At 55.7% G+C, this 25,293-nt stretch carries 23 protein-coding genes and 3 tRNA genes; 14 read left to right on the forward strand and 12 right to left on the reverse strand.

The genetic code is table 11. The features are described from left to right. Positions 1-365: 365 nt before the first annotated feature. The 6 genes from Q0X28_RS04835 to Q0X28_RS04860 all read right to left on the reverse strand — a co-directional run bounded on the left by Q0X28_RS04835 (position 366) and on the right by Q0X28_RS04860 (position 4,979). Complete coding sequence (locus Q0X28_RS04835) at positions 366-848, reverse strand: ribose-5-phosphate isomerase (protein WP_298576886.1); 483 nt, start codon at positions 846-848, stop codon at positions 366-368. Positions 849-1,007: 159 nt separating this feature from the next. After that, entirely contained in the window at positions 1,008-1,616 is a 609-nt protein-coding gene (locus Q0X28_RS04840) for a DsbA family protein (protein WP_298576888.1), read from the reverse strand. A 142-nt stretch (positions 1,617-1,758) separates the two neighbouring features. Continuing rightward, complete coding sequence (locus tag Q0X28_RS04845) at positions 1,759-2,292, reverse strand: VOC family protein (RefSeq protein WP_296237791.1); 534 nt, start codon at positions 2,290-2,292, stop codon at positions 1,759-1,761. Then, on the reverse strand, positions 2,289-3,101 hold the full coding sequence (locus Q0X28_RS04850) for a hypothetical protein (protein ID WP_296237792.1): 813 nt from the start codon (positions 3,099-3,101) through the stop codon (positions 2,289-2,291). Before Q0X28_RS04850 ends, Q0X28_RS04845 begins: the two co-directional genes overlap by 4 nt. 2 nt (positions 3,102-3,103) lie before the next feature. Beyond that, a complete protein-coding gene (locus tag Q0X28_RS04855) occupies positions 3,104-4,111 on the reverse strand; it encodes a transketolase family protein (RefSeq protein WP_296237794.1) in 1,008 nt (335 codons plus the stop codon). A gap of 4 nt (positions 4,112-4,115) precedes the next feature. Further along, positions 4,116-4,979 carry a transketolase gene (locus Q0X28_RS04860; RefSeq protein ID WP_296237796.1) on the reverse strand — a complete coding sequence of 288 codons (864 nt, stop codon included), beginning with the start codon at positions 4,977-4,979 and terminating at the stop codon, positions 4,116-4,118. Positions 4,980-5,458: 479 nt separating this feature from the next. Here Q0X28_RS04860 and pepN point away from each other — a divergent pair, with 479 nt between their 5' ends. Further along, positions 5,459-8,302, forward strand: a complete 2,844-nt coding sequence (gene pepN / locus Q0X28_RS04865; RefSeq protein WP_298576891.1) for an aminopeptidase N — start codon at positions 5,459-5,461, stop codon at positions 8,300-8,302. A 35-nt stretch (positions 8,303-8,337) separates the two neighbouring features. Here pepN and Q0X28_RS04870 read toward each other — a convergent pair whose 3' ends face one another. The 4 genes from Q0X28_RS04870 to Q0X28_RS04885 are packed head-to-tail and all read right to left on the reverse strand — an operon-like array spanning position 8,338 to position 12,282. Beyond that, positions 8,338-9,714 carry a site-specific DNA-methyltransferase gene (locus Q0X28_RS04870; protein ID WP_298576893.1) on the reverse strand — a complete coding sequence of 459 codons (1,377 nt, stop codon included), beginning with the start codon at positions 9,712-9,714 and terminating at the stop codon, positions 8,338-8,340. After that, entirely contained in the window at positions 9,711-10,142 is a 432-nt protein-coding gene (locus Q0X28_RS04875) for an acyl-CoA thioesterase (protein ID WP_296237802.1), read from the reverse strand. Before Q0X28_RS04875 ends, Q0X28_RS04870 begins: the two co-directional genes overlap by 4 nt. Positions 10,143-10,187: 45 nt before the next feature. Continuing rightward, the gene (gene ettA / locus Q0X28_RS04880) at positions 10,188-11,861 is read right to left on the reverse strand and encodes an energy-dependent translational throttle protein EttA (protein ID WP_296237805.1); all 1,674 of its coding nucleotides are present in this window, start codon (positions 11,859-11,861) and stop codon (positions 10,188-10,190) included. Between the two features lie 34 nt (positions 11,862-11,895). Beyond that, complete coding sequence (locus Q0X28_RS04885) at positions 11,896-12,282, reverse strand: single-stranded DNA-binding protein (protein ID WP_296237807.1); 387 nt, start codon at positions 12,280-12,282, stop codon at positions 11,896-11,898. A gap of 151 nt (positions 12,283-12,433) precedes the next feature. On the opposite strand from Q0X28_RS04885, the gene Q0X28_RS04890 reads away from it, so the two are divergent. The 4 genes from Q0X28_RS04890 (at position 12,434) to Q0X28_RS04905 (ending at position 16,048) form a co-directional block, all read left to right on the forward strand. After that, positions 12,434-12,506, forward strand: a tRNA-Arg gene (locus Q0X28_RS04890). A 91-nt stretch (positions 12,507-12,597) separates the two neighbouring features. Beyond that, positions 12,598-13,065, forward strand: a complete 468-nt coding sequence (locus Q0X28_RS04895) for a hypothetical protein (RefSeq protein WP_298576896.1) — start codon at positions 12,598-12,600, stop codon at positions 13,063-13,065. A gap of 125 nt (positions 13,066-13,190) precedes the next feature. After that, a complete protein-coding gene (locus Q0X28_RS04900) occupies positions 13,191-14,315 on the forward strand; it encodes an amidohydrolase family protein (protein WP_296237811.1) in 1,125 nt (374 codons plus the stop codon). Positions 14,316-14,728: 413 nt separating this feature from the next. After that, positions 14,729-16,048, forward strand: coding sequence for a metallophosphoesterase (locus Q0X28_RS04905; RefSeq protein WP_298576899.1), 1,320 nt, complete (start codon positions 14,729-14,731; stop codon positions 16,046-16,048). A gap of 535 nt (positions 16,049-16,583) precedes the next feature. Here Q0X28_RS04905 and Q0X28_RS08585 read toward each other — a convergent pair. Continuing rightward, positions 16,584-17,426 carry an HNH endonuclease family protein gene (locus Q0X28_RS08585; protein WP_367270669.1) on the reverse strand — a complete coding sequence of 281 codons (843 nt, stop codon included), beginning with the start codon at positions 17,424-17,426 and terminating at the stop codon, positions 16,584-16,586. Between the two features lie 59 nt (positions 17,427-17,485). Here Q0X28_RS08585 and cmrA point away from each other — a divergent pair, with 59 nt between their 5' ends. The 5 genes from cmrA (at position 17,486) to Q0X28_RS04935 (ending at position 19,746) form a co-directional block, all read left to right on the forward strand. Next, on the forward strand, positions 17,486-18,295 hold the full coding sequence (gene cmrA / locus Q0X28_RS04915; protein ID WP_296237817.1) for a mycolate reductase: 810 nt from the start codon (positions 17,486-17,488) through the stop codon (positions 18,293-18,295). Positions 18,296-18,297: 2 nt separating this feature from the next. Then, on the forward strand, positions 18,298-18,936 hold the full coding sequence (gene orn / locus Q0X28_RS04920) for an oligoribonuclease (protein ID WP_298576903.1): 639 nt from the start codon (positions 18,298-18,300) through the stop codon (positions 18,934-18,936). Between the two features lie 48 nt (positions 18,937-18,984). Next, positions 18,985-19,060: transfer RNA gene (locus tag Q0X28_RS04925), tRNA-His, on the forward strand. A gap of 196 nt (positions 19,061-19,256) precedes the next feature. Then, complete coding sequence (locus Q0X28_RS04930; protein WP_298576905.1) at positions 19,257-19,484, forward strand: CsbD family protein; 228 nt, start codon at positions 19,257-19,259, stop codon at positions 19,482-19,484. Between the two features lie 189 nt (positions 19,485-19,673). Continuing rightward, positions 19,674-19,746: transfer RNA gene (locus Q0X28_RS04935), tRNA-Lys, on the forward strand. Positions 19,747-19,807: 61 nt separating this feature from the next. Here Q0X28_RS04935 and Q0X28_RS04940 read toward each other — a convergent pair. Beyond that, on the reverse strand, positions 19,808-21,241 hold the full coding sequence (locus Q0X28_RS04940; protein WP_296237821.1) for a DUF5692 family protein: 1,434 nt from the start codon (positions 21,239-21,241) through the stop codon (positions 19,808-19,810). 296 nt (positions 21,242-21,537) lie between these two features. Here Q0X28_RS04940 and Q0X28_RS04945 point away from each other — a divergent pair, with 296 nt between their 5' ends. The 4 genes from Q0X28_RS04945 to Q0X28_RS04960 all read left to right on the forward strand — a co-directional run bounded on the left by Q0X28_RS04945 (position 21,538) and on the right by Q0X28_RS04960 (position 25,237). Next, positions 21,538-21,825: a hypothetical protein gene (locus Q0X28_RS04945; protein ID WP_298576907.1), complete on the forward strand. Its 288-nt coding sequence runs from the start codon at positions 21,538-21,540 to the stop codon at positions 21,823-21,825. 69 nt (positions 21,826-21,894) lie between these two features. Then, positions 21,895-22,578 carry a hypothetical protein gene (locus Q0X28_RS04950; protein WP_298576909.1) on the forward strand — a complete coding sequence of 228 codons (684 nt, stop codon included), beginning with the start codon at positions 21,895-21,897 and terminating at the stop codon, positions 22,576-22,578. Then, positions 22,575-23,678, forward strand: coding sequence for a DUF5692 family protein (locus Q0X28_RS04955; protein ID WP_296237825.1), 1,104 nt, complete (start codon positions 22,575-22,577; stop codon positions 23,676-23,678). The genes Q0X28_RS04950 and Q0X28_RS04955 overlap by 4 nt, the downstream gene beginning before the upstream one ends. 401 nt (positions 23,679-24,079) lie before the next feature. Then, complete coding sequence (locus tag Q0X28_RS04960) at positions 24,080-25,237, forward strand: Ig-like domain-containing protein (RefSeq protein WP_296237827.1); 1,158 nt, start codon at positions 24,080-24,082, stop codon at positions 25,235-25,237. The last annotated feature ends 56 nt before the right edge of the window (positions 25,238-25,293 follow it).

Below are 25,293 nucleotides of genomic sequence, written 5' to 3' on the forward strand. Positions count from 1 at the left end.
AGACAAACCTCATTTAGACGCAATACTGCTACCAAAACTTTATCTGAGTTCTCGGGATAAAAAAACATGGCGCTTTCAAGTAATTCGCAGTTTTAACCCGTTCGGTTTAATCAATCTGTCCAGCTTTTCTAGATTTTTTGATAAATAGGAAAACTGAAACCTTTCTACCTGCATAAACAATTTATCCACCTGGCGCGATACGACATCTAGTGGCGAGAATTTTGTCTACCAATTCACGAGAAATTTGCTTCAGTTTCCGTGCTCACGTCCAACTTCTCACAGGTTATTTCCAGACTCTTTCTCGGTATAAAAAACCGGGATGTTCCCGCCGTGCGGAAGGAACATCCCGGAAAAAGTTACCGAATCTATACCTTTTGTGGTTCAGGGGCGCCTTCGTTGATCCCTGTCTCCTCATACTTGGACAGGATGTCGATACGACGCTGGTGGCGTTCTTCTTCAGACCACGGCTGTGCAATAAATGCATCCACCATTTCCATCGCATCTGCCTCTTCAGTGAAGCGACCGCCGAGGCTCATCACCCGTGCGTTATTGTGCTCGCGCGCCAACTTGGCAAGCTCCACATTCCACACGAGGGCACAACGGATGCCCTTCACCTTATTAGCCGCCATCTGCTCGCCGTTGCCGGAACCGCCCAGCACGATGCCGAGAGCTCCCTCATCGTCACGGACGTGCTCCGCACAGGAGACACAGAAGGCGGGGTAATCATCAAGGGCGTCATATTCGTGGGCGCCACAGTCCACGACCTCGTGACCCTCTTCCTTGAGATGGGCCGCGATGGCATTCTTCAAATCAAAACCGGCATGGTCGGAGCCAAGATAAATTCGCATAGCTTCAGCTTAATGGGGGCCAGGCAAGCGAAAAGCCGAATCAGGGCAAAAAGCCCCAATTCGGCTTTGGGTGGCAATTGGTCAACACCATAAAAGTGCTGTTGCCCAGTGTTTCGCTACTAGGTCATTACCCTGCAAACGACCTCGGAAAAGCGGTGTCTAGAAGTCAAAGACAGGGGATTCCGTGCGGGATCGCTTGAGTTCGTAGAAGTAGGGGAAGTTTGCCAGTGCGACTGCCCCGTCAAACATCTTCCCGGCTTCCTCACCCTTCGGAACACGACTGATGACCGGTCCGAAGAAGCCAACACCGTTCACATGAATGCACGGGGTACCCACGTTATCCCCCAGCGCATCCATGCCGGCATGGTGCGAAGCCCGCAACTCCTTCTCGTAGGGTGTCTTGTCCCAATGCTCCATCAAGGTGGTGGGCAGTCCAACTTCCACTAGAGCTTCCTCAACGGCGTCTTTATCCTGAATACGCCCACCATTGTGAAAGCGTGTACCAATAGCGGTGTAGAGGTCGGCGAGGACGTCTTCCCCATGTTCCTGTGCTGCGGCGTTGAGCACACGGACAGGTCCCCACGTCTTGTCGATATGTTCCCGGTAGTTGGGGTCAAGATCGCGACCCTCATTGAGAACACCCAAGCTCATCACATGGAAGCCTAGGTCGAAGTTGCGGACTTTGTTTGCTTCGAGGATCCAGCGCGACGTAAGCCAGCACCAGGGGCAGGAGGGATCGAACCAAAAATCTACGCGGGTCTCAGACATAGTGGCCTTTCTGTCGGAGGAAAGCACAGTGCTCTTTCACTTGGTGGCAACCAATGGAGGTCTACGTTTATTCCGGAAATAGCACTGACCCCACCTGCTGCCAGGTGGGGTCAGTGAGGGTTCTGCGTTCTACCGCAAGGAATTACTTGTAGTAGGAGGCGTACTTGCCCTTCTTGTCGATCAGGCCTTGAGTCCAGCCGAGCCACTTAAGCGGCAGACGCTGGGCATGCAGGTCCATGATTTCGAGGTAGTTACCATCCGGGTCCTTGAGGAAGCACCAGTGGGTACCAGCAGTGGCCTGAATGGGGGTCATAAACTCGACACCCTTTGCTTCGAGCTCAGCCCGAAGCTTCGGCACATCGCGGACAGAGATGCAGGCGTGGGTGAAGCCAGGACGGTTCCATTCGCACTTCAGCTTCTCCTGCTTGGGGGTGAATTCGAAGATTTCGAAAACACCGCCGTCCGGGGTACGGAGGAAGCCAAGACGAGTGCTCAGGCCAGAGCCTCCGTAAAGGTTGGACATGGGCTCCAGGACGGAGTTGTCCAGGGTCTGCTCGCTGACGAGCAGACATCCGAACATCTCGTGGTACCACTTAACAGCGGCTTCGAAGTCGCTGACGGTGAGACCAGCGTGCATAAGTCCGTATACTTTGGGGCCTTTAAAGGGGATTCTCACTTTGCGTAACCTCCGATGGTGAGAAGAAGGTCGCCGAAGTCTGCACCGTACTCGGGGGCACCGAACATGAGAATACGTCCAGCGGTGGTGGCCTCAAGCATGTCGTCGATCTCCAGAAGGGTGCCGAGGGCACTGGGGACGGAGTCGAAGGACAGCTCGAAGAACGGGCGAGAACGCTTGTAGTAGCCGCGAGATGCACGGGTACGGCCACCCTTGACGCGCACGTAGGCGGCCAGGTCGGGCTTACCCTGCACAGACAGCTGGTACACGCGGTCGGGCTGTTTCTTTGCCCACTTCTTGAACTTCGGATGTCCGGCCTTGTTGAGCTGGGAAATACCAGTGGTCAGCAAGTAGAACATCAGCTTGGTGAGAAGTGCAGCTTCGTCCGGATCCTCCGGGGGCTCAGTGGCGCCCATCAGCTTGGAGAGGACGAGCAGCGTGCCGATCGTCTTCACCAGCAGTTGGGGCTTCTTGAGCGCTCCGTGGAGCTTGGGAAGTGCGAGTCCACCGGTGAAGAAGGTGACGAGATCTTCACGGCTCTTGAACTCGATTTCAAAGTCGGGATAGTCGGTGGCGGACAAGCGGGGCTGCAGAGCTCCATCGGTGATTTCAAAGTGCATGGCGTCCTTCTGCACACCATTCACGTTGAATTCACCATCCGGGGCGCAAGCACTGATCTGGACAGTACCGTTGGTACTCCCCCAGAGCTTGGTCAGGCCCGGCTTACCTTCAACGAGCGGCTTCAGAGTAGGCAGAACCGCCTTCAGGAAGACGGTCGTTGAATACCGAGTCTTGTCAGCATCGCTCATTCTTAGACCTCATCATCCCAGTCGTCGTCCTCTTCGACCTCAATCTTCATGAGTTCGCGAACGGTGTTAATGATGCCGTTCTCGTCAAAGCCGTAGTAGGACATCAGGTCTTCCGGCTGGCCGATGATGGACCAGCAGTCCGGGATACCCAGCTTCTTGAAGGTGAAGCCCTTGCCGGTGGTGGCGGCGACATCGGCAACTGCGGAGCCCATACCACCAATGATGTTGTGGTCTTCCACAGTAACGATGCGGCGGGTCTCACCGACAGCAGCCTTGATGGCCTCTTCGTCGAGCGGCTTCAAGGAGTACAGGTCGATCACGCGAACAGACAGGCCGTCCTCGTTCTTGAGGAAGTCGGCAGCCTGTACGGCACGCCACACGCCAGCACCGCAGGCGATGATGGTGAGGTCAGTGCCTTCACGGAGCGTATTGGAACCACCGATACGGAAGTTCTCAATGGGCTCTTCGTATACAACCTGGTCGAAGCCGCGGTTGATACGAATGTAGACGGGACCATCGTGCTCGTAGGCAGCTTCCACAGCCTGGGCGGTGGACATACCGTCGGCGGGGTTGAGAACGACCATGCCTGCGAAGGAGCGCATGATGGCGATGTCCTCTGTGCAGTGGTGGGTCGTACCTGCCTGGCCGAAGGAGGTGCCAGTGTGGGTGGCGATGATCTTGACGTTCTTCTGGTTGTAGCAAATGTCCGTGCGGACCTGCTCGCATGCACGCATAGAGGCGAAAGCGGCGAAGGTAGACACGAACGGGGTGAAGCCGGCGGAGGCGAGACCGGCAGCGATGCCCATCATGTCCTGCTCAGCAATACCAACGTTGAAGAAGCGCTCGGGGAACTTATCGCCTAGCAGACCAATCTTGGTGGACTTGGCGAGGTCGGCGGAGAGGCCGACGATATCCTCATGCTCGGCAGCAAGTTCGGTGAGAACGCGACCGTAAATTTCGGCGGTGGACAGGTCAACCTGGGCCTGTGCCGTATAAGTCATACCAGCCATTGCGTTAGGCTCCCTTCACTGCTGCAAGCCGCTGCTCGTGGTAGCGGTTAAGGCTATCGAATGCTTTATCTGCCAGATCCGACGCGAATGCACCGTAGTGCCACTTGTAGTCACCGGCGATGAAGTCAATGCCGCAACCCTTGGTGGTGTTGGCAATGATGGCGGTGGGCTTCCCCTTGACTTCGCGGGCCTTGGCGAAGGCGTCGACGATTTCGGGAATGCTGTTGCCGTTGATTTCGATGACCTCCCACCCGAAGGCACGCCACTTGTCGCCGAAGTTCTCCAGCGGCATAACGTCTTCGGTCGGGCCGTCCATCATCAGCTTGTTCCGGTCAATAATGGCGACCAGGTTGTCTAGCTTGAACTTGGCGCCGGCCATAGCGGCTTCCCAGTTCGAGCCTTCGTCGGATTCACCGTCACCCAGCAGGGTGTAAGTGCGCCATTTCTTGCCCGCCAGCTTGGCGCCGAGGGCCATGCCCACGGAGATCGGCAGGCCGTGGCCGAGCGAACCGGTGGAGATTTCAACGCCGGGCACCATGTGTGAACAGGGGTGCATACCCAGCGGGGACTCGGTGTGGTTGTAGTCTTCCAACCATTCCTTGGGGAAGCAGCCCTTGTCAGCAAGAACAGGGGCGAAACCAACGCCGATGTGGCCCTTCGACAGCACGAAGCGGTCGCGATCCGGGTCGTCTAGTTTCTTACCATCGAAATTCATCTCGTTGTAGTAAAGAACCGTCAAGACGTCCATTGCCGAGAGCGAACCACCGATGTGACCAGACCCTGCCCAGATAACCGTCTGAAGGGTAAGCTTCCTGAGCTCGGAGGCCTTGTCTTCGAGCCGCTTCCATTCGGCTTGATCCAACGCCATGTGACATCTCCTTCCGAGGAGTTGATAAGCGCAACACGGACTGGCAGGGGCTCCGCGGATCCTCCCTCGCTAACGAAGGATTCCCACTCACAAAAACGAGAATGCCCGTCCGATCGCACAATTAAACTAATTGGAGCTGACTCCTAGGCTACCGAGGGCTAAAGCAAAATTTTTGGATCTGGAAAAGCTAGCCCGCTGTTCTTGGAAAGAAGTGGAAACAACCAGTTCAGAGCCTATGTTGCTTTATTAAATGTTGCCGAGTGTTTCCGCTAAAAGATGGGGCTCGTAACCCCCTACTGACATTGCAGGATTGAACAACTAGAGTCTCCACTAAAGCGATTGAATTACCAATTTCTCGCTTTTCTTAGGTTCGACCCCTATTAACTGAAAACACCCTAAAACACATCTGTGACGATCACATAAAAGTGCTTCTACACCCGTCACAGAAGCCCACCACCCATCTACTGAGGAGCAACTCCGTGACGTCATTCAACTTGACCCGAGAAACCGCCGCCGACCGCGCCGCACACCTCACCGTCACCTCCTACACCATCCACCTCGACGTCACCCAACCCACCACCCAGCCCGACACAGCAGCAAACGACGCACTCACAGACGCCCCATCTGGGATCTCCCCCCTCACCCACTTCCGCTCCCACACAGCCATTCAGCTCGACTGCCTCGCCCCCGGTTACTCCACGTTCCTCGACCTACGCGGTGCACACATACTCTCCGCCACCCTCAATGGTGAACCCCTCGACGTAGACGCCTACAACACCACTCTTTCCGCTGCCGGAGAAACCGGCGAAAACGGGCTACCGCTCCCCTCCCTCGCCGATCACAACACCATTGTCATCGACGCCTGGTGTCGCTACTCCACCACCGGGGAAGGCCTCCACCGCTCCGTCGATGCCGCAGACGGCACCGTCTACCTCTACAGCCAATGCGAACCCGCCGACTCCAAACGCGTCTTCGCCTGCTTCGACCAGCCCGACCTCAAAGCCCCCATCGACCTCACTGTGACGGCTCCCAGCAGCTGGCACATCATCAGCAATAGCAGCATCGACAGCTCCACTACTGCCATCTCCCCCATCTTTGGCGAAGACGAAGCCATCACCCACCACTTCCAGCCCACCAACCCACTCTGCCCCTACCTCTTCGCCCTCTGTGCAGGTCCCTACCATCAATGGAGCGACACCTACCAGTGGACCGGAGAAGACGGCACTACCCTCACCATTCCGCTCAACCTGTACTGCCGCGAAACTCTCGCCCCCTACTTCGACCCCGAGAACATCTTCGCCCTCACCAAGGGTGGCTTCGACTACTACCACCGCACTTTCGGCATCCTCTACCCCTTCACCGGCTCCTACGACCAAGTGTTCGTCCCCGACTTCAACGCCGGCGCTATGGAAAACGTCGGCTGCGTCACCTACCGCGAAGACTACGTCTTTCGCTCCCACGCCACCGCCTGGAAATATGAGCGACGTGCCGATACTGTCCTGCACGAGATGGCACACATGTGGTTCGGCAACCTCGTCACCATGCAGTGGTGGAATGATCTCTGGCTGAACGAATCCTTCGCCAGCTGGGCGAGCGTCATGGCTCAACTCGGCTCCACCAAGTACCACACCGCCTGGACCACCTTCGCCTCAACCCAGAAAAACTGGGCCTACCGGCAAGACGACCTCCCCTCGACTCACCCTATTGCCGCCAGCATGGAAAACCTGGAAGAACTCGACGCCAACTTTGATGGCATCACCTACGCAAAAGGCTGTGCTGTCCTCAAACAACTGGTGGCCTACGCCGGCCTGGAGCCCTTCCTCAAGGGCCTGCGTGACTATCTCCGCGCCCACTCCTACAACAACGCAACGTTCCAGGACCTCCTCGATGCAGTCAGTGGATACTGCGACAAGGATTTTCATGCATGGGCTGAAGCCTGGCTCACCACCACCGGACGCAACACCCTCTCCCTCGACTTCGACATCACCACCTCTGCCGAGGAACAGAATCTCGCTGACATCGACGCAACTGTGGACGACCAATCCGCCCGCTACAGCTCCGTCACCCTCCACCAAAGTGGCGCTGCACCCGGCAGCGGCGAACTACGCCCCCACCGCGTCGGTGTGGGCGTCTACTCGTTAGCCCCAGTGGGCAGCACCGGCGGAACCTTGGCAAGCAATACACATACCAGTGCAGACACCTCACTCACTGGAGATGTGGCTGGCGAACTGATTCGTACCCACTACATCGAAGTGGACCTCGACGATGAGTGGACCACCGTCCCGGGCCTACAGAACATCCCCCAAGGGGCCCTTCTCCTCCCCAACGACGAAGACCTCACCTACTGCCAGATCGAACTGGATGCCCAGAGTGTGGACACTGTCGTCGAGCGTGTTGAGGACATTGTGGACCCGCTCGCTCGCACCCTCTGCTGGGGTGTGCTGGAAGAGATGACGATGCACGCCACCCTACCCGGATCCACTCTGGTGGAGGTTATTGCCCGGGCAGTCGAGGCAGAGCCGGAGCTTCCAGTGGCGGAGCACCTCATGGCTCGGGCAGTGCAGGTGCTGCGATACTTCACCGATCCTGCTTGGGCAGAGGCAGAGGGGTGGGCACTCTTGACGGACGCGCTACTCACCATTGCCCAGGACCCGCAGTTTGGTGCTGACCAGCAGCTGATAGCTTTCACCACCTTCTGCCAATGCAAGCTGCAGGAAGATCAGGTGGCGCTGCTACACGAGGTGTGGACGGCGAACTCGCTGACACCGGCGGATATTGAGGGCTTGGAGCTGGATACCGACCTGCGATGGACTGTGCTGACGGCACTGGCTGCCCACGGGGCTGCGACACAAGACGACGTGGATGCGGCGCTACGTGCCGACAATACCAGTATGGGTGTACGCCGGGCACTGACAGCAGGGGCAGCGCTGCCTACTGCGGACAATAAGGCTGCCGTATGGAAGAAGCTTTTCGCGGTGGAAGGCGAGCTGACAGGCAACTGGTCCATAGTGGCACTCTTGGATGGTTTCGCATGGGCTGGCCAGGACGCGCTGGTAGCTCCCTTCGCACAGCGGTATCCGGCTGATTTGGTGCGCCTCTGGGAGAAGCGTGGCGGTGAGGTAGCTGCTACTGTGACGGAACGAGCGTTCCCGTTGTGGGGTAATCCCGCGGAGGTGAGGCAGCTGGTTGGAGAACTGCTGGAGAGTTCCACGACATTGCCGAGTGGTGCCCAGCGGTTTCTGCGTGAGGGGCTTTTTGACCTCGCTCGTGCTCAGCAGGGGCGTGCACTGGACAGTTCTCTAAGTGACGACAGCGTGGATTAACCGGTCCGTGGCTTCTAGGGCCGTCGTGGGCATTCCTAGTAGCGCGGCTCCACCGCCAGCCAGAATGGTGTAGCCCCAGCGTCGTCCATGCGCATGCGTATATGGGTGGTGACGGTGCTGGGGTTACTTTCTGCCATGATGAAGTGTCTTCCCAACCGATGGGCGACCACGCCAGTGGTGCCTGATCCCGCAAATACGTCCCACACATAGTCACCGGGTTCTGTGGCGGCGTTAATGATTCGTTCTAGTAGAGGCTCGGGTTTTGGAGTTGCGAATTGAATGTCATCCCCAAATTTTTTGCGCAACTGTAGTTTTGCTGAGTCTGAGGAGCCAACTTCGCTTGCTGGCCAAATTGTTTTGAGCTTCTTGCGGCGACCTGGGTGCATCCGGTCAATCTGAAAGATATCGAGGCGAGTGCCTTTCCTGCCACGGACGTTACGGGCCAGTAGTTCGTCGGGTCTCTCGGCGACGGTAGGTGCAGACCAGCGCCATACGGCGGGCTGCAAATCCCCAAACACAGGCATAATTTTCTCGGCGCCGGCAAAGGGGGAGATACGCACGGCCCCGGTGTCAGGGTTGGCGTAGAGCGGGTAGCTCATAGTGTGAGCGGTGACGGGGTTGAACTTTTTATTGGTGTTACGCAAAGGAAGTAGCCGATAGCGCCCTTGGCTATCTTCATAGGGGAAATCTTGGGGGTCGACGGAACCGGTAATCCCCGGTTCAAGGGTGAGCCGGCTGGCATCTTTGGCGTATACCAGGAGGTAGTCGTGGCAGGCAGCGAAGAAACGATCGAGCTGTCGTCCTTTAGGGTTGATCTCCACAACAATCTGGGCAATAAAGTTCTCCCGCCCAAAGATCTCATCGAGAAGTACACGGGCATAAGGCATTTCAGAGTCATCGAGGTGGACCCAGATACTTCCGCTCGGGGCGAGGGCATCCCGCAGCGCGGTGAGACGAGTATGCATCATACCCAGCCAGAGATGGTGGTCTAGCCCGTCACTATAGTCAGTGAAAATCGTGCCAGTGTTGTATGGCGGATCGATGTAGACGAGTTGGGGGGCGCGGAGCCCCTCAAGCGCTGTGAGGTGTTGGATCGCGTCGTAAGCGTCACCACAGATCACCATATCCGGGGTGTCGTCGCCCGCATCGAGAGCCGCACGGAGGATACGCGGAGTGGCTTGGGCCGCGATCACTTCCTCAGCAGGTGTGTCTGCCGTGGGCGTTTGCGCACCGATTCCCGCCGCTGTGGTCAGTTCCACCGCTGCAGCTGGGCGGTGCTGGAACAACGTAAGCGGTGCATTAGGGAGACAGGAGTCAGGGTTAACCGCATGATAATGTGTGTGCCCAGCAATGATGATATGTGAACGGTTATCCCAGCTCAGCGTGGGGTTTTCGGAGTGTTGGGTGGTCACTGATCACCGTCAGCAGCGGCTTGATACTCGGTGAGCATAAGTTGGAGTGCCGGTTCGAGTTCCACCTGGCGTCGGGAGTCGAAATCGAAGGCAACCAGCACACAGTCCACCACGGCAACGACGTCGCCTCGCTCGTCACGTAGCTCGTGTCGGAGTGTATAGCTGCTCGCTGTGACAGCTTGCACCGTCAATTCGACCTTAACCTGCTCCATGCCGAAGAGGAGTGGCTTGAGGTAGTCCACTTCGAGGTGACGTACCACCATTGGCGGAGCGGTGAAGCCTCGCCGAATCCACGTGTCCTTGACGAAGCGGAGACGCGCTTCGCGGGCAAGCTCAATGTAGGTGGTGTCAGTGACTTCACCTGATTGATCGAAGTCACTCCACCGGATTTCTAGCTCACAAGAGTAGTTTCCTGCCCGGTTCGACATGGTGGTACTCCCTTCTGCCAAGGACCCGTGGATGGTGTGCGATGGCTAATCGCGGGTGAGTTTGCGGTAGGTGACGGAGTGCGGGCGGGCCGCGTCTTCACCCAGTCGCTCGATCTTGTTTGCTTCGTATCCTTCGAAGTTTCCTTCGAACCAGAACCACTGTCCTTCTTCGACGTTGCCCTCCCAGGCGAGGATGTGGGTACAGGTGCGGTCCAAGAACCAGCGGTCGTGGGAGATCACCACGGCGCAGCCAGGGAACTTGGTGAGGGCATTTTCCAATGAGGAGAGGGTCTCCACATCGAGATCATTGGTTGGTTCGTCGAGGAGGATCAGATTGCCACCCACTTTTAGGGTGAGTGCCAGGTTAAGACGGTTACGTTCACCACCGGACAGCACACCGGCCTTCTTCTGCTGGTCTGGTCCTTTGAACCCGAATGCGGAAACGTAGGCGCGTGACGGCATCTCGTTCTGGCCGACGACAATGTGGTCGAGCCCATCGGAGACGACCTCCCACACGGTCTTGTTGGGGTCAATGTGTTCGCGGTTCTGGTCTACGTAGGACAGCTTCACGGTCTCGCCTATGCGGACTGTACCGGAATCCGGCTTTTCTAAACCCACGATGGTTTTGAAGAGGGTAGTCTTACCGACACCGTTCGGGCCGATAACCCCAACGATGCCGTTGCGCGGCAGGGTGAACGAGAGGTCCTTGATGAGCACACGCCCGTCGAAACCCTTAGTAAGGTCGTCGACCTCCACCACCACATTGCCGAGACGTGGAGGGGTGGGAATCTGAATCTCTTCAAAGTCGAGCTTCTTGTACTGCTCAGCTTCGGCTGCCATCTCTTCGTAGCGTTGCAAACGAGCTTTCGACTTGGCCTGCCGAGCCTTCGCGCCGGAGCGTACCCAGGCCAATTCTTCCTTCAGACGCTTTTGCAGTTTGGCGTCCTTGCGGCCGGCAACCTCCAAGCGTTCTGCCTTCTTCTCCAAGTAGGTGGAGTAATTGCCCTGATAGGGGTAGAGGTGGCCACGGTCAACTTCGCAGATCCATTCAGCAATGTGGTCGAGGAAGTAGCGGTCGTGGGTAATGCACAGCACGGCGCCCTTGTAGTCTTGCAGGAACTTCTCCAACCACGCGACAGATTCGGCGTCCAGATGGTTAGTGGGCTCGTCGAGAAGGAGCAGATCGGGGGCTTGCAGCAGGAGGCGGCAGAGGGCGACGCGACGCTTTTCGCCACCGGAGAGCTGCGTTACCGGGAATTCCCCCGGAGGGCAGCGGAGCGCATCCATGGCCTGGTCGATACGGGAGTCGATTTCCCACGCATCCGCATGGTCGAGTTTCTCCTGTAGTACGCCCATTTCCTCCATGAGTTCATCGGAGTAGTCGGTGGCCATTTCCTCGGCGATCTCGTTGTACCGTTTGAGGTTTTGCATGACCTCGCCAAGACCATCTTCTACGTTTTCGCGGACGGTTTTTGCTTCGTCCAGCTGTGGTTCCTGCATGAGGATGCCGACAGTGGCCTCCGGGTCTGCAAAAGCATCGCCGTTGGAGGGCTGGTCAATTCCGGCCATGATCTTCAGAATGCTGGACTTACCGGCGCCGTTAGGGCCGACAACACCAATCTTCGCACCGTGGTAGAAGGACATGGTGACGTCATCCAAGATGACCTTCTCACCAAAAGCCTTGCGCACATTACGCATGGTGTAGACGAACTCTGACACGAATCAACCTCTCCTGCTGGGGTATCTAACGTGCCTAGTCTACCGTTTCTGCAGCATCCTCAGGAACGGACATGCCTGCTGTACTGCCACAGTAGCGCAGATCGGACCCAACTGTGGTGGCGGTGAGCTTTACCACCGTTACCGGTCGCTCCGCACCTTGGGGTGTGAACTCATCGCTCAGCAGACGTCCAGTCACGATGACGGCGTCTCCCTTCTGGAGTGTGGCAGCGACATTCTCGCCCAGGTTGCCCCAGCAGACCGTCTCGATAAAGAGAGTGCCGTTTTCTTTCCACGACTGGCTGGCGGAATCGAAGTAGCGGTGGTTGGAAGCGAGACGGAAGGAGGCAACTGGGCGTTCCGCAGCGTGACGCAGCTGCGGGGCGCTAGCGAGGTTTCCCATGAGGGTGATGGTGTTCGACATTGATGGGCCTTTCCCGTGAGTTGTGACGTGGCGTGGCACACACTACGGTCTGCATGCCACGGCTTAACTGTCCCATGCGGGGCGACTAGGAAAACTTGGGGAGATGGCCGAGTTCTGTGCTTCTCCACAGTGGCACTACACTGTGGATGATGCCTCCATAGCTCAGTGGACAGAGCAGTCGGCTTCTACCCGATTGGTCGAGGGTTCGAATCCTTCTGGGGGCACATATGGGAAGCCCCTGGTAGATAAGGTAAAATGCCTCTCTGCCAGGGGATTTTCCTCATTTTTCCCACGCTTCGTCGAAGGGATGAGACATTGCCAAGGAAACTATCGATAAGAAGATGGGCAGCGAACCACAAGACTGCTGCGATCATCCTCACTATCTATGCGATTATTTTCCTATCGCTGGATTTTGGCATAAAAGTCGGCACAGAAGTCGACAAACGTCGTGCCGCTGACACTGTGTATTCAGCAATTGTGGAGTGGCGCGAGAATCGTCTTGACGATCGGTACCAACCTGTCCTCATGGAGAAGACGCTCTGGAACGAACTAACCGACATCGAAACTAAGGAGCATCGTGCTCCTATCGTCATCTTCGACACACGCGTTTACGACTACTCGACGACTTCAGTCACATCTCCTGCTTCCACGAACAAGAGTGCCTTGGTCGTCGGAATCGTCCGTATGACCAACAGTGAAAACCATGCGTACATCGCTACCGTTTCTGGACGTGGGAAACAATGGAGATTGTCCACTATCACCTTTGGAGGCCAGATCTTTTAACTCACATATCTCTAGGAATAAATTCTCCGCGCTAAAGCATTTTAGGTGTAGCCTCCTTCTATTCGTTGGGTCCTCGTCGAATCGTCGATAAGAACCTTTCTCACCCAGTCCGTGAAAGAAGGGCCATGATGCCCAATTCCCGTCAGAACCTGCCAAAGACATCCGAGTCCATATCGCCTCTCACTGTTACTGCTTGCGCCCATCACGGTGCCGGTGACCCCAACCATGTGAAAGAGGATGGTTTGTCGACACATGGTTTCCAGGCGGATGGGCCAATTATTGATGTACATGCTCACATCTACCCCGAGCGCTATCTCGATTTCCTCGAACGGTCAGGAATTGATCCTGCTAGTACCGCTATCGCTCGGGACATGAATGCGAGCGACGAGGAACGCGACATTCAGGCCCGGCTCCGGCAGATGGATGAGGCAAACGTCGCCTACCAGGTGGTTTCACTCACTCCGCAGTCTCCGCTGATCGAAGACCGGAGTACAGCTGTTCAAGCAGCTAGACTGGCGAACAACATTTATGCGGAGGTGCTACAACGTCACCCACACCGTTTCAAGGCGTATGCGGCTGTCCCCTTCTTCCATCCGCAGGAAGCTGTAGAGGAGCTTACGCGAAGTATCGATGAGCTAGGTTTTTCCGGCGTTGCGATTAACGCTCTTCCCGCGGAGAATCGAGCACTCATCGACCCGGAGTTCATCCCATTTTTCGAAGAACTCAATAGACGGAAAACTGTGTGCTACATCCACCCGTCGGGTAATGCCGCATTCTCCTCCCCACTGCTCAACCATCAGTTAGAGTGGGTCAATGGTGCCCCTACTGAGGATGCAATTGCGGTCCTTCATCTTCTCAAGGGCGACTACATCAACCGCTTCCCAGATATTAAATTCCAGATCGCACATCTTGGTGGAGATCTCCCCTTCCTCGCCCAGCGACTAGAAGATAATTACACGGATTGGGGATCTTTCCGCTCTTCGCCGCGTGAAGCCCTGCGTAGCATTTGGTTCGATGCTGCAAACTTCTTTGGTCCTTCACTAGTGATGGCACGCAACCACGTGTTTGACCCTAATAAGATCCTGGCCGGTTCGGACTATCCCTACTTCCAGAATGACAAACGCGATCTGTACACGCGCGCTATCACCTACATCATTGAATCAGGGTTGTCGAACGAGGACATCAACAACATTTTGGTGCATAACCCGGTCCGTCTGCTGGGTAATATTTTCACTGCGCAACCGGAATAACCTGCTGCAGACAGAATTCTCTCCATGAATAGAGGACTTGGCGGTGGAGCGGCAAGTCCTCAGGGCCGACACGAACTTTTCAACTAGTCTTCACTCCGGCCTCTCCTACAGATTTTGGTAGTTTCTACAATTTTTGTATGGGCTTCTTACGCGTCAGTCCTTCGTCAGCTCCACAACTCGCGCACGACATACCACCCATCCCAGCGACACGATCTCTTGCAGATCGTTCTTTAAACCGACGTTCTTTCCTTGCTGCAGGCACTGCACTCACCGGCAGTCTGCTTTTTGCCGGCGGGGCGACAGCGGCTAGCCAAGCTGCGCCGGTGCGGAGGGCACAGCTTGTTCCGCAACGAGCGGAGGGTTCTTCTCGAGCTACGTCCTGGCCTATCCCTCCCACCGGTAGTTCTCTTGTCGTGACAGATTTAGAAATCGTCACACTAACCCCCACTAGCGTCACATTCTCATGGACTACTCGCACTGGGCTACAGACGTCCGACGACACTGTTCCCCCACTACACGCTGCCGACACAGAGGTACGCCTCGCCCCCGCCCTTCACCGCGGCACACTTCCTAGCATCTACCACGACCCCACTCCTCGCGGTGTTCACCTCATCACCATCAGGGGACTCACTCCGAACACTTGCTACCGCTTTGAATGTCGATCACAGAACATAGTGGCCAGCCCCAGCCTCATTACCACCAACCGAGTAAATGAACCCACTGCCACCGGACAATTTACTACTCTCACCCAACCGCCTGGGGACTACGTCACAACTGTGGCATTCATCAACGATACCCATATCGGAGAGACGCCCCAGGGGCTGATTCTTGGGGTGTACCCACCGCCAATTCAACAACTACCAGGACGGGATCCCTACCCTACTGTCATGCTGCGAGAAACTCTTAGAGAGCTGCGAAACCAGGGAATCCGCCATCTTTTTATCAATGGCGACTGCACTTCCGAAGCGCGACCCGCAGAAGTGGCTGCCTTCCGGGGCCTTCTCAAGGCCTTCGGCACATACCAGAGACACTGGTTCGTTACCCGCGGGAACCATGATCGGCCACATACCCCATCGTCAGATCCCACCGCCCACTATGAAGACTTCCCAGTGCTCGCGGGTACCAAGAACCATCGCGACCCTTGGGGTATGGCATTCGTACCACGTCAAAAAATGTGGGAGACAAGAATAGGTAATCTCCGTGTCATCGGACTCGACAGTACGCGGCTAGATGCGCCCAACGGAGAGATAGGGCTGTCCCAGTTCACGCAGCTTCGCCGGACGCTCGCGAATGATCCCAATATGCCCACCATTGTGATGTGTCACCATCCAGTTACCCGGGAGTCCGCCCTCACTAACGTGGCAGGCCCCTCCTTCATCCTCAACAAAAAGGATCGGGACACTCTCCAAAATATATTGGCGACCACTCCGGGAGCTTTCCTCATGGTGTCGGGTCATACGCATCGCGCTAAACGCGTAGCCCCAGACCAGGCACAGAATGTGGACTTCCTAGAAACTGCATCCACGAAAGACTACCCGTGCGGCTATACCCTTGTGCACCTCTACACCGGCGGGTACACGGTTAACTTCCATCGGACATCATCACCCGGTGCCCTCGAGTGGGCTTCCCGGTCCAGGTGGTCTGTCAATGGACTAAGCGCAACAGTACTTCTAGGGTCAACCGCAGATAGAAACTACACACGCCAGTGTGACCTTTCCCGGCTTGCACACTAGCGAAGTGCACATCTTTCTCTAAAAGTGCTTAGCTAAGCACTCTCGTCAACATCAGACAGGGCGTTAGATCCCAGGCTTAGAATACGGTAAACACCTGGTCGCGAGAGACCGGTGGCTTCGCAGATTTCTGAGATGCGCACACCCGTGCTATGCGCCGATTGGACCAAGCGATAACGCTCGTTCTGCAGCTTATCTAACTGCTTTTCTACTTTCCGCAGCCGAGTTGATTGTTCTTGTAACTGACCAAGCATTTCCCACTTGTTTAACATATAGCTCTTCCTATCGATCTATTGTGGACGAGCGGAGCGCACTCAGCGACCATGTATACCACGGCGCATGGGGTCAAAAATTTCTCAGTACGCCTCAATACTAGCGATTTATACAACTCTTGGCGATATACATCCCAAATCAGCAGGCAGTGCGCTCTTTGTCAGAATCAGAGATTACCTAACATTTTGGCTCTACCAGAACATAGTACCAGCGAACTCTACAAGCAGTTCGAGCTATCCTGTCTTCATCATGTGAACACCTGTGATTAGCTCGCCACGCTGGGAATCACGCACTTCTGTAATACCGACATCATTGCGCGCTGCTCAGCTAGCGTCACCCATAAACTGTACAAACGTTTTACTTCGACCTGACGAGCCACATATTCACATCGATAAACCTTATTCGGCGGTAGCCACGTCGCAGTGTCGCCTGTCCCCTTTTGACTATTCACCCAGCCAGAAACTGCTAGCAAATTACGTGGATCATTCGCAAAGGCACGCCGCTTATCCATTGACCAGGCTTGAGCACCCTTCACCCAAGAATCCGCCAATGCGACGACGTGATCAATTTGCACCAACGCACTTGTGCCCTGCCCACGCTGAAAATAAACAACATCTCCGGTATACGGATCCAAAAGTGTGCCACTTTCCACCACACATCCCCCAGTTCCCGGGCGTACTGTCACATTCACCAAATCACGCTGCAGTATATCTTCACGGGTACGGCAACCGTTGTGTCCCAGTGGAACACTCGTATTATCGTCCCAGCTCCTCCCGTAAAGAGCTCGTCTATAGCCGGTCTTTGGAGCGCGACCCTTCACCACTAGCTCTCGCGCATGCTCCAGAGCATCCTTGTAGCTGGTCAACCCGAAATCCTGCAACACCCTAAACTTCAGCGCCGGGATTACCCCCGCAACCCCAGATGTAGCAGACGACGTGGAAGGACTCGGCGACGAGTATAAACGTTGCGAAGAGTATGACGTCGACGAAGGGTATGTACTCTGCGAAGAGCCTACTGCTGTCTCGCAGCCCACCGTCATCCCCAGGATAAGGGCGACACCTACTATGCCCGCACCTTTTACTACAGAGAACGTGCTGCCACGGAACATCCCCACAGCACGAGGGCGGAGTGAGATATCAGGCACACTTATAGCCTAGACTTAATCCCATGGCACTTCCGCAACCTTCTTCACAGACTTACTCCGTTGTCACCGGCGCAAGCCAGGGCATTGGTCGATCACTTGCCCGGCACCTCGCTAAACGTGGACATAACGTGATTTTGGTAGCCCGCCGCGCCGATGTACTCGATAAACTCGCAACCGAGATCACCTCCACCTACGGTGTTGAGGTACTTTGCCGGCCCTGCGATCTTTCCGATCCCGAAGCGCGCGCAGCACTTATCAATGAGCTCCGTTCCACAGAGGTGACCATTCTCTGCAACGATGCTGGCACCGCTACTTTCGGCAGCGTCGTTAAACTTCCGGAAGAGAAAGAGCACCTCCAATTTCAGCTCAACGCCAACGCGGTTCACGAACTTACCCTAGCGGTACTCCCTCGTATGGTGGCCCGCGGTGAGGGAGCTATTCTTAACGTCGGCTCCGCGGCAGGGAACATGCCCATTGCATATAACGCCACCTATGCTGGAACAAAAGCTTTCGTGAACACGTTCTCAGAATCTCTCCGCTACGAGTTGGCAGACTATGGCATTAATGTCACGCTGCTGGCGCCTGGACCGGTGCGCCCCGCGGATAAGCCGAAGGAAGAGGAGACTTTCCTCGACCGGATGATCCCCTCCTTCATGTGGGCAAACTCTGACCAAGTTGCGGAACAGTCGCTGGCGGCTCTGGCTGCCAACAAGCGTCGTATTGTGCCCGGTGTTTTGGGCAAGGTTCTCAACGCGGTGGGCTACCTGCCCCACGCTATTACGAGCCCGATTAACAAGATCACCTATGGGGCTCTGGCAGGTGACAACAAGTGACAATGATTTCTCCCGACAATCTGCCTGCAAAGCTGGACCGCATCGTGTGGGTTGATTGTGAGATGACGGGCTTAGATCGCACGAGAGATGCTCTCGTGGAGATTTCAGTACTTGTCACTGACGGCAATCTCACGGTGCTCGGCGACGATGAGGGCACGGAGCCAGGTCTCGACATTGTTGTCCACGCATCCGATGAACTTCTGAGCGGCATGGATGAAATTGTTACCGAAATGCATGCCAAATCTGGACTGACGGAGGAAATCCGCCGCAGTACCGTCACTGTTGGCGAAGCGGAGCAGCAGGTACTTGCCTACGTTAAAAAGTTTGTGGATGAGCCCCGCACCGCGCCTCTTGCCGGCAACAGCATTGCTACTGATCGTGCCTTTATTGCGCGTGACATGCCGGATCTTGATGCGTTCCTGCACTATCGCATGATTGATGTGTCGACAATTAAGGAACTGTGCCATCGTTGGTTCCCGCGGATTTACGTCAATCAGCCTCCCAAGGGCATGAATCATCGCGCTATGGCGGATATTAAAGAGTCCATCAAGGAACTGGCCTACTACCGTGCAGTTGCGTTCGTGCCATCACCAGGGCCTAGTGATGCTGAGATCAAAGAAAAACTTGCCGATTTTTCCTAATCGTCATTCTCCGCTACTATTAGCTTGCTGCCACAAGCAGCACTCTTGGTGAGTGTAGTTCAGTTGGTAGAGCACCAGGTTGTGATCCTGGCTGTCGCGAGTTCGAGTCTCGTCACTCACCCCATAAAGACCCCCGTACAAAGGTACGGGGGTCTTTTCGCGCACAGTGATTTTATGTGTTTGTCCTGCCATTTCCTTGATTGATTAATTATACTTATCTAATTTTCCTTACCTTATTGAAAAATCTTTGTTAGGCTGAAATTAAACACAGCATGCCAGGCACGCTCCGCGTGAACCTTATAAAATAGGAAAGGACCCCCATGTCTCTCGAAGATAAGATCAAGAACACCGCACAAGACGTAGCCGGCAAGGCCAAGGAAGGCCTCGGAGAGGCTACTGGCGACGAGCAACTTAAGACCGAAGGTAAGGTTAACCAGGCTACCGCTTCTGCCAAGGACGCCCTCGCTGACGCCAAGGACGCCGCTTCTGAAAAGGCAGGCGAAGTTGCCGACAAGGCCAAGGGCCTTATCGACGGCCTGAAGAAGTAATCTTCTTCTCCCACACTGACGACGAGGGTTGAGACGGAGTGCATACTCCCCCTAACCCTCGTTCTCTTTGTGCGTGCCACCCAGAGTATTACTTATTTACCCTTTCTTACCAGGCAATTTGTTTCTCGGAAAAGAACGTTATAAAATTTTCTCTGTTGCACAGCGCACCCGCGCATCGCAACAGAACATGCACCACTAGCTCAATTGGCAGAGCAACTGACTCTTAATCAGTGGGTTCAGGGTTCGAGTCCCTGGTGGTGTACACAGAGAAGGTCCCGGTTAGCTTAGCTAGCCGGGACCTTTGCCATTCCCTTGAGTAGTCTCTACTGCTTACCTCCTTCCTGTATAGGTACCGACGTTGCCTCATTTTTCGCGGACGTCTCCGCAGCATCTAGCGATAACGTCACATCCCACTGCGGATCAGGTACCACGCCCTTCGCCACCAACACAGGATCTGCAGTTAGCGGCGTGCGCAGTTTCGGATACCGTTTGTCCTTCTTCCCCCACCAGAAGTGGTGAGTCACGTACCCATCGACCGGTGGTGTCGGGGTCTCTGGCTCGAACCCAAGTTCGGCAGGTGTTTCCGGAACCATATCCGTCAGGAAGTACTTGTCTTTGTCATCAAAGTGCTCATTGACGGTCTTCCGGAACTCACCCAACTCGAAGAAGAGCGCGTTGGTAATCGGATTCCGCTTGTACTTAATGATCTTGTACAGCCAGTAGATGAACACGCCCACGTTGAAGATAAGCGCCGCCCACGCACACACAAGGTTCGCGTTGGGATCCATGGTGGCATATTGGGACATCTTGCTTGGCGGTGCTGACAAGCTGGGTACCCAATTGTAGAAGGCAATCCAGAACATGAGGGTGAAGCAGCGGAACCAAATCCACTGCCCCTTGGCCCAAGTGAACGCAGGAATGGTGCAGGCAAGCAGCAGTGCTAGCGTGCAATACCAGGTGTAGTCTGCCAGCGAGTTATAGAGGTAGGCATGGTTCCACAAGTCGTAGGCGATAATCCACGGCCACACTTGGTCAATCCAAATAATGCCACGTACTTTCTGCTTTTTGTTGCTCGTGATCATGATCTTGCCCAGACCTGTCACGGTAATGCAGTTCAATAGCCCAGCAACCGCTGTAATGAGGTTCCACGAACCGCCGATGGTCCGGAAGCCAGTCTCTGGGTCAATACCCACATGCCGCGCTGCAAAGTTGTGTGCCAGCGCCTGATACCAGGCGTCTGAGCCCACTGCAGCGCTAATACCTCGCGACTCGGGCAGACCGTTCAACATATCGGCACCGTGGGTGGCGTTGATATTGGCGAGACAGTGCCAGTTTGCCGCACATGCATAGTACGCATCCCTATTGACGTAGATAAGAACGTCGCGGACGTTAGCCTCCATAATGTTAAGCACGAGGCACGCCCACAGAATGACGCCAATCCAGATCACGTTGCGGTGCGCTGACTCCGGATGACGTTTGGCGTATACAAGAATCGCTCCCGTAAGAGTAGCCGTAAGCACCATGAGCGTGTACTTAGCAAAGGGGAACCATCCCAGAATGGGGATACCTTGTTTGATAGCGAAAGGCATCATGATGATGCCAATACCGGTCCAAAGAACAAAAATGGTCCAGTTCCAACGCCGATTAATCTCCGCAATGAGAATCTGCGCCGCGAAGACCACAATCCAGATGATGTAGACGCGGAGAGGGCCCACTTCCCAGAAGAAGAGTGAATCCACAGTCCGACCTCCTGCCATTGTGATGACGGTTTGAAGGGATGATCGGCCGCGTAAGAGGAGCCCTGGGAGCACTGCGAGGAAGGCAGCTCTCGTGGGTCGCTACCGCTCAAATTACAACTAATAAACTTCTGAGAAATAGAAAATGAACATGATCTAAATCACTGTTCAATTCGACGTAAATACCATCTCAGGACGTTACATTAAATCCCGGGTATCGACGCAAATCTCCAGGTGAAAAGGGCAACAATAACCTGGCGTGAGGATACTTAGGATTTTTTCACATATTGTCTCCACTTCTCTAGAAAGGAGTAGGCATGTGCGCCTCATCTCATAAGTGGAAGGCACTCAGCATAGGCGCCAGCGGGGCGGCCGCCGGCATCGCCTCCTTCATGACGGTGTTCAGCCAATTGACGGGCAAAGCCACCAAAGCTGAAAATACCTGGACCTATCCTGGTGACGACCTTATCGACCGCAACTACACCAACGGCCGATCTTCCACCTACGCCATCGACATCGACGCCCCCGCCTACGCGGTCTACCGCATCCTCAAACAAATCGGCGCCGACAAAGGCGGATCCTACAGCTCTGAATTCCTCGAATGAGCCTTCGCCCGACTCCCCTTCTTCAACTCCTACGAGATTCAAGAAGAATGGCAGCAGCCCGACTCCCTCATGCCCGATGACGTCGCGACCTTTGACTTTCACGGCATGACCATGGAATGGACAGACGTTGTCCCCGGCAAGTACCTCATCGAATGGGTCGACACCAAACATCCGCCCGCCGCTCCCGGTAGCTACGCCTTCCGCTACCCGGGTATGAAGCACTACGCCGCCGCCTGGTGCTTCTACCTTGTACCCCTGAAAAACGGGAAGACTAGACTTCTCAACCACTGGCGCGTCGCCTACGAGCCCGACAACCTATGGACCTGGTTCATCAACTGGATGCAGATCGATTTTGTCGGTGGCTGCATGGCCCATCTACAAAACCTCTACATCAAACGCACCGTTGAATTCCGCAAAAAGCAACAATTCACCGGTCGCTTAATGCGCGGAATGCTAGGAGGCCGGTTCTTCCACTCCGACACGCCCGCCGGCCGCTGGGACAACACCCCCTTCTTCGAAGAAACGTACACCCAATGGTTCCGCTATGGGCGCCAGCGACCCGCCGTCACCGACTTCCGTGAACCCGTCACCGACAACCCCAATTGGCCACCCACCGATGCCGACAGCCCCTGGGCAACCACCGTCGACTCTAACTATTACGTCGGTTGGAAAGAACCCGTCTTCTCCTGGGAAGAACAAATGCGCCAGAAGAAAGAAAAAACCTACCTACCGAATTGGGGTAAAGAACAATGAGCTACCACGTCGACTACCCCACCCTCTTCTTCTTTGAGCGCGGCGAATGGTGGGACTACGTCATGCTACTCGTGGTGATTGCCGCTCTCGCGGTAGCCGCCTACCTCGCACAACGCTACAAATGGGTAGCCATTGCCGTGTTCATCGTCATCCCGATTCTCCTCACCATCTTCTGGTGGCCACACTCCACCGAAGGAACCAACTCAGCCGGGTGGTTCCCCATCGTCAAGCAGTATTCAGCGCTCCTGGGAAGCCTCTCCCTAGTGGCGTTGCAGTACTTCCCCAAACTCCGACATAAATACTGGTATCTCTGCATTCCGCCAATTATCTTGACGATTAACATTCTGGAAGCTGTGGTCCGAGACTTCCAGTGCTACAGCATCTACGGAATCGACCCCGCCCAAGGAATGGTGACACTCGGCGGCCCCTGGAACATCATGAACGGCATTGCCGGAATTCTCAATTTCCTCATGATCTCCGGCTGGGTCGGAATATTCGTCTCCAAGAACAAAGAGAAGGCCATCATCTGGGGCGATCTGACAATCTGGTGGATTATTGCCTACGACTTCTGGAACTTCGCCTACGTCTACAACTGCCTGGCAGACCGCGCCTGGTACTCCGGACTCGCTCTACTGCTGTCCTGCACCATCCCAGTCATCTTCAAGTTCGCACGCGGCTCCTGGATCCAATACCGGGCCTACACACTCACTTTCTGGTCGGCCGTCGTCCTCACCTTCCCGGCCTTCATGCATACGTCGATGTTCGCGCATCGCTCCTCCCATAACGAGACCGCGCTATTCCTCGTCTCACTCGTGGCATTGCTCGTCAACATCGCGGTAGCTGTATACCACGTATACCGGATCGCGAAGTTCCGTCGTAACCCCTTCACCCAGGAGGTCTACCCCGACACCCCAGACAACACCGCCATCATCGCCACAAACGCAAGCGATGAAGACAAGGAGCTTATCGCTGCCCGTGCCGGACGCACACCCGCTGAATTAGGCTACGACCTGCCATGGGACGACGCTGCCCGCCATGCCAAAACCCGCAACCTCCAACCCCCATCTCTACAAGGAGCACCGCCCAGCACACCCTCATAAGCCACGCGTCTCCACATAGTGAGGCACGCCCTCACACAGCCTAACAACCACCCACTCCCGAACGTACCCAGGTACGTTCGGGAGTTTTTTCTTATTACACCCCGTCAGTAGACTGACATCTGTCACGTTCCTACTTGGTGTCACACTGTGAACGATGAGGTCATCACCCGTCACGAAGGGCGTTTCGCCCATAGTAAGCAAGCGCCCTCACCCAGCGTCCCCAGTAGGTACAACACTGCTTCCTTCGGTACTGTTACAAATGAAGCGAAGCTCACCATAATTACAGTGAGTGACCCCACCGGCCAGCCGCGTCAGACGACACAAAAGACGCAGCCGGGCCGTGCGAGTACACCCCAATCACCAACTACTCGCACATTATTTTTTGCTTTCGGAGGTTCCATATGCGTCGTCCTGCTCGACGTAGCTCGGCTCTCGCAGCCCTCGCCGCAGCAACTGCTCTGGTAGTCGGCCTATCCGGCTGCCAAGACACGCAGCAAGCTAGCAGCCTGCCGTCTATTAAGGCATCTGTGGGAGAAGCCGCCACCAACGTCAACGTCATCTCCCCCGTCCTTGTTCAAGCCACCAGCGGCACCCTCGGATCCGTCAAACTCATTAATGACGAAACCGGCAAAACCGTGAAGGGCACTAAAGACGGAAACCAGTGGTCGAGCACCGAACCACTTGGATACGACCAGACCTACACCATCAAGTCCTTCGCCACGAAGGACGGCAAACGCTTCAACTTCCAGCGCAGCTTCCGCACCGTCAAACCCGACAACCTCACCATGCCGTGGGCCTACCCCCTTGACGGAGCGGTCGTTGGCATCGCCCAGCCCGTCGCCATCAAATTCGATGAACCCATCGGAGACCGTCAAGCAGCCCAAGACTGCATCCACATCAAGACCACTCCAGCCGTGGAGGGTGCCTTCTTCTGGGTGAGCAACACCGAGGTACGCTGGCGCGGGGAGCACTTCTGGAAGCCCGGAACCACAATCAATGTCCACGTCAAGTGCTATGGTCACGACCTCGGTAAAGGGCTCTACGGTCAAAAAGACGTCCGCTCCACCTTCACCATCGGGGACCGCGTGGAAGGCTTCGCCGACGACCACACCCACCAGCTTGTCATCAAGAAGAACGGCAAGCTCATCAAGACCATCCCGATCTCCATGGGAACCGACCTTCACCCCACCCCGAACGGCATCTACTATATCGGCGACAAGCACGAATCCATGGTGATGGACTCCTCCACCTACGGCGTGCCGATCAATTCCCCAGAGGGGTACAAGACCCAAGTCTCCTGGGCTACCCGCATGTCCTACAGCGGCATCTTCATCCACGCTGCCCCCTGGTCTGTGTGGGCACAAGGCTCCAGTAACACCAGCCATGGCTGTCTCAACGTCTCCGTCTCCAACGGGGAATGGGTATACAGGAACCTCAAAGCTGGCGACCCTGTAACCGTTAAAAACTCTAAGGGCCCCACTCTACAAGGAAACGAAGGCCTTGGAGACTGGAACATCCCCTGGTCCGAATGGAAAGCCGGTAACGCAAAAACCGACTAACCGGGTTAAGGGTCAAAAAGTGTGTCCGGAATCGCGGATTTTCACGGATTGACCTG

The sequence above is a fragment of the uncultured Lawsonella sp. genome (genome assembly GCF_947252745.1).
In the GTDB taxonomy this organism is placed as follows: domain Bacteria; phylum Actinomycetota; class Actinomycetes; order Mycobacteriales; family Mycobacteriaceae; genus Lawsonella.

Bases quoted from the DNA above. Each gene is read 5' to 3' on its own strand.
- Q0X28_RS04835 (WP_298576886.1), bottom strand. From the start codon at position 848: ATGCGAATTTATCTTGGCTCCGACCATGCCGGTTTTGATTTGAAGAAT.
- Q0X28_RS04840 (WP_298576888.1), bottom strand. From the start codon at position 1,616: ATGTCTGAGACCCGCGTAGATTTTTGGTTCGATCCCTCCTGCCCCTGG.
- Q0X28_RS04850 (WP_296237792.1), bottom strand. From the start codon at position 3,101: ATGAGCGATGCTGACAAGACTCGGTATTCAACGACCGTCTTCCTGAAG.
- Q0X28_RS04855 (WP_296237794.1), bottom strand. From the start codon at position 4,111: ATGGCTGGTATGACTTATACGGCACAGGCCCAGGTTGACCTGTCCACC.
- Q0X28_RS04860 (WP_296237796.1), bottom strand. From the start codon at position 4,979: ATGGCGTTGGATCAAGCCGAATGGAAGCGGCTCGAAGACAAGGCCTCC.
- Q0X28_RS04875 (WP_296237802.1), bottom strand. From the start codon at position 10,142: ATGTCGAACCGGGCAGGAAACTACTCTTGTGAGCTAGAAATCCGGTGG.
- Q0X28_RS04885 (WP_296237807.1), bottom strand. From the start codon at position 12,282: ATGTCGAACACCATCACCCTCATGGGAAACCTCGCTAGCGCCCCGCAG.
- Q0X28_RS04900 (WP_296237811.1), top strand. From the start codon at position 13,191: ATGATGCCCAATTCCCGTCAGAACCTGCCAAAGACATCCGAGTCCATA.
- Q0X28_RS08585 (WP_367270669.1), bottom strand. From the start codon at position 17,426: ATGTTCCGTGGCAGCACGTTCTCTGTAGTAAAAGGTGCGGGCATAGTA.
- cmrA (WP_296237817.1), top strand. From the start codon at position 17,486: ATGGCACTTCCGCAACCTTCTTCACAGACTTACTCCGTTGTCACCGGC.
- orn (WP_298576903.1), top strand. From the start codon at position 18,298: ATGATTTCTCCCGACAATCTGCCTGCAAAGCTGGACCGCATCGTGTGG.
- Q0X28_RS04930 (WP_298576905.1), top strand. From the start codon at position 19,257: ATGTCTCTCGAAGATAAGATCAAGAACACCGCACAAGACGTAGCCGGC.
- Q0X28_RS04940 (WP_296237821.1), bottom strand. From the start codon at position 21,241: ATGGCAGGAGGTCGGACTGTGGATTCACTCTTCTTCTGGGAAGTGGGC.
- Q0X28_RS04945 (WP_298576907.1), top strand. From the start codon at position 21,538: ATGTGCGCCTCATCTCATAAGTGGAAGGCACTCAGCATAGGCGCCAGC.
- Q0X28_RS04950 (WP_298576909.1), top strand. From the start codon at position 21,895: ATGCCCGATGACGTCGCGACCTTTGACTTTCACGGCATGACCATGGAA.
- Q0X28_RS04955 (WP_296237825.1), top strand. From the start codon at position 22,575: ATGAGCTACCACGTCGACTACCCCACCCTCTTCTTCTTTGAGCGCGGC.
- Q0X28_RS04960 (WP_296237827.1), top strand. From the start codon at position 24,080: ATGCGTCGTCCTGCTCGACGTAGCTCGGCTCTCGCAGCCCTCGCCGCA.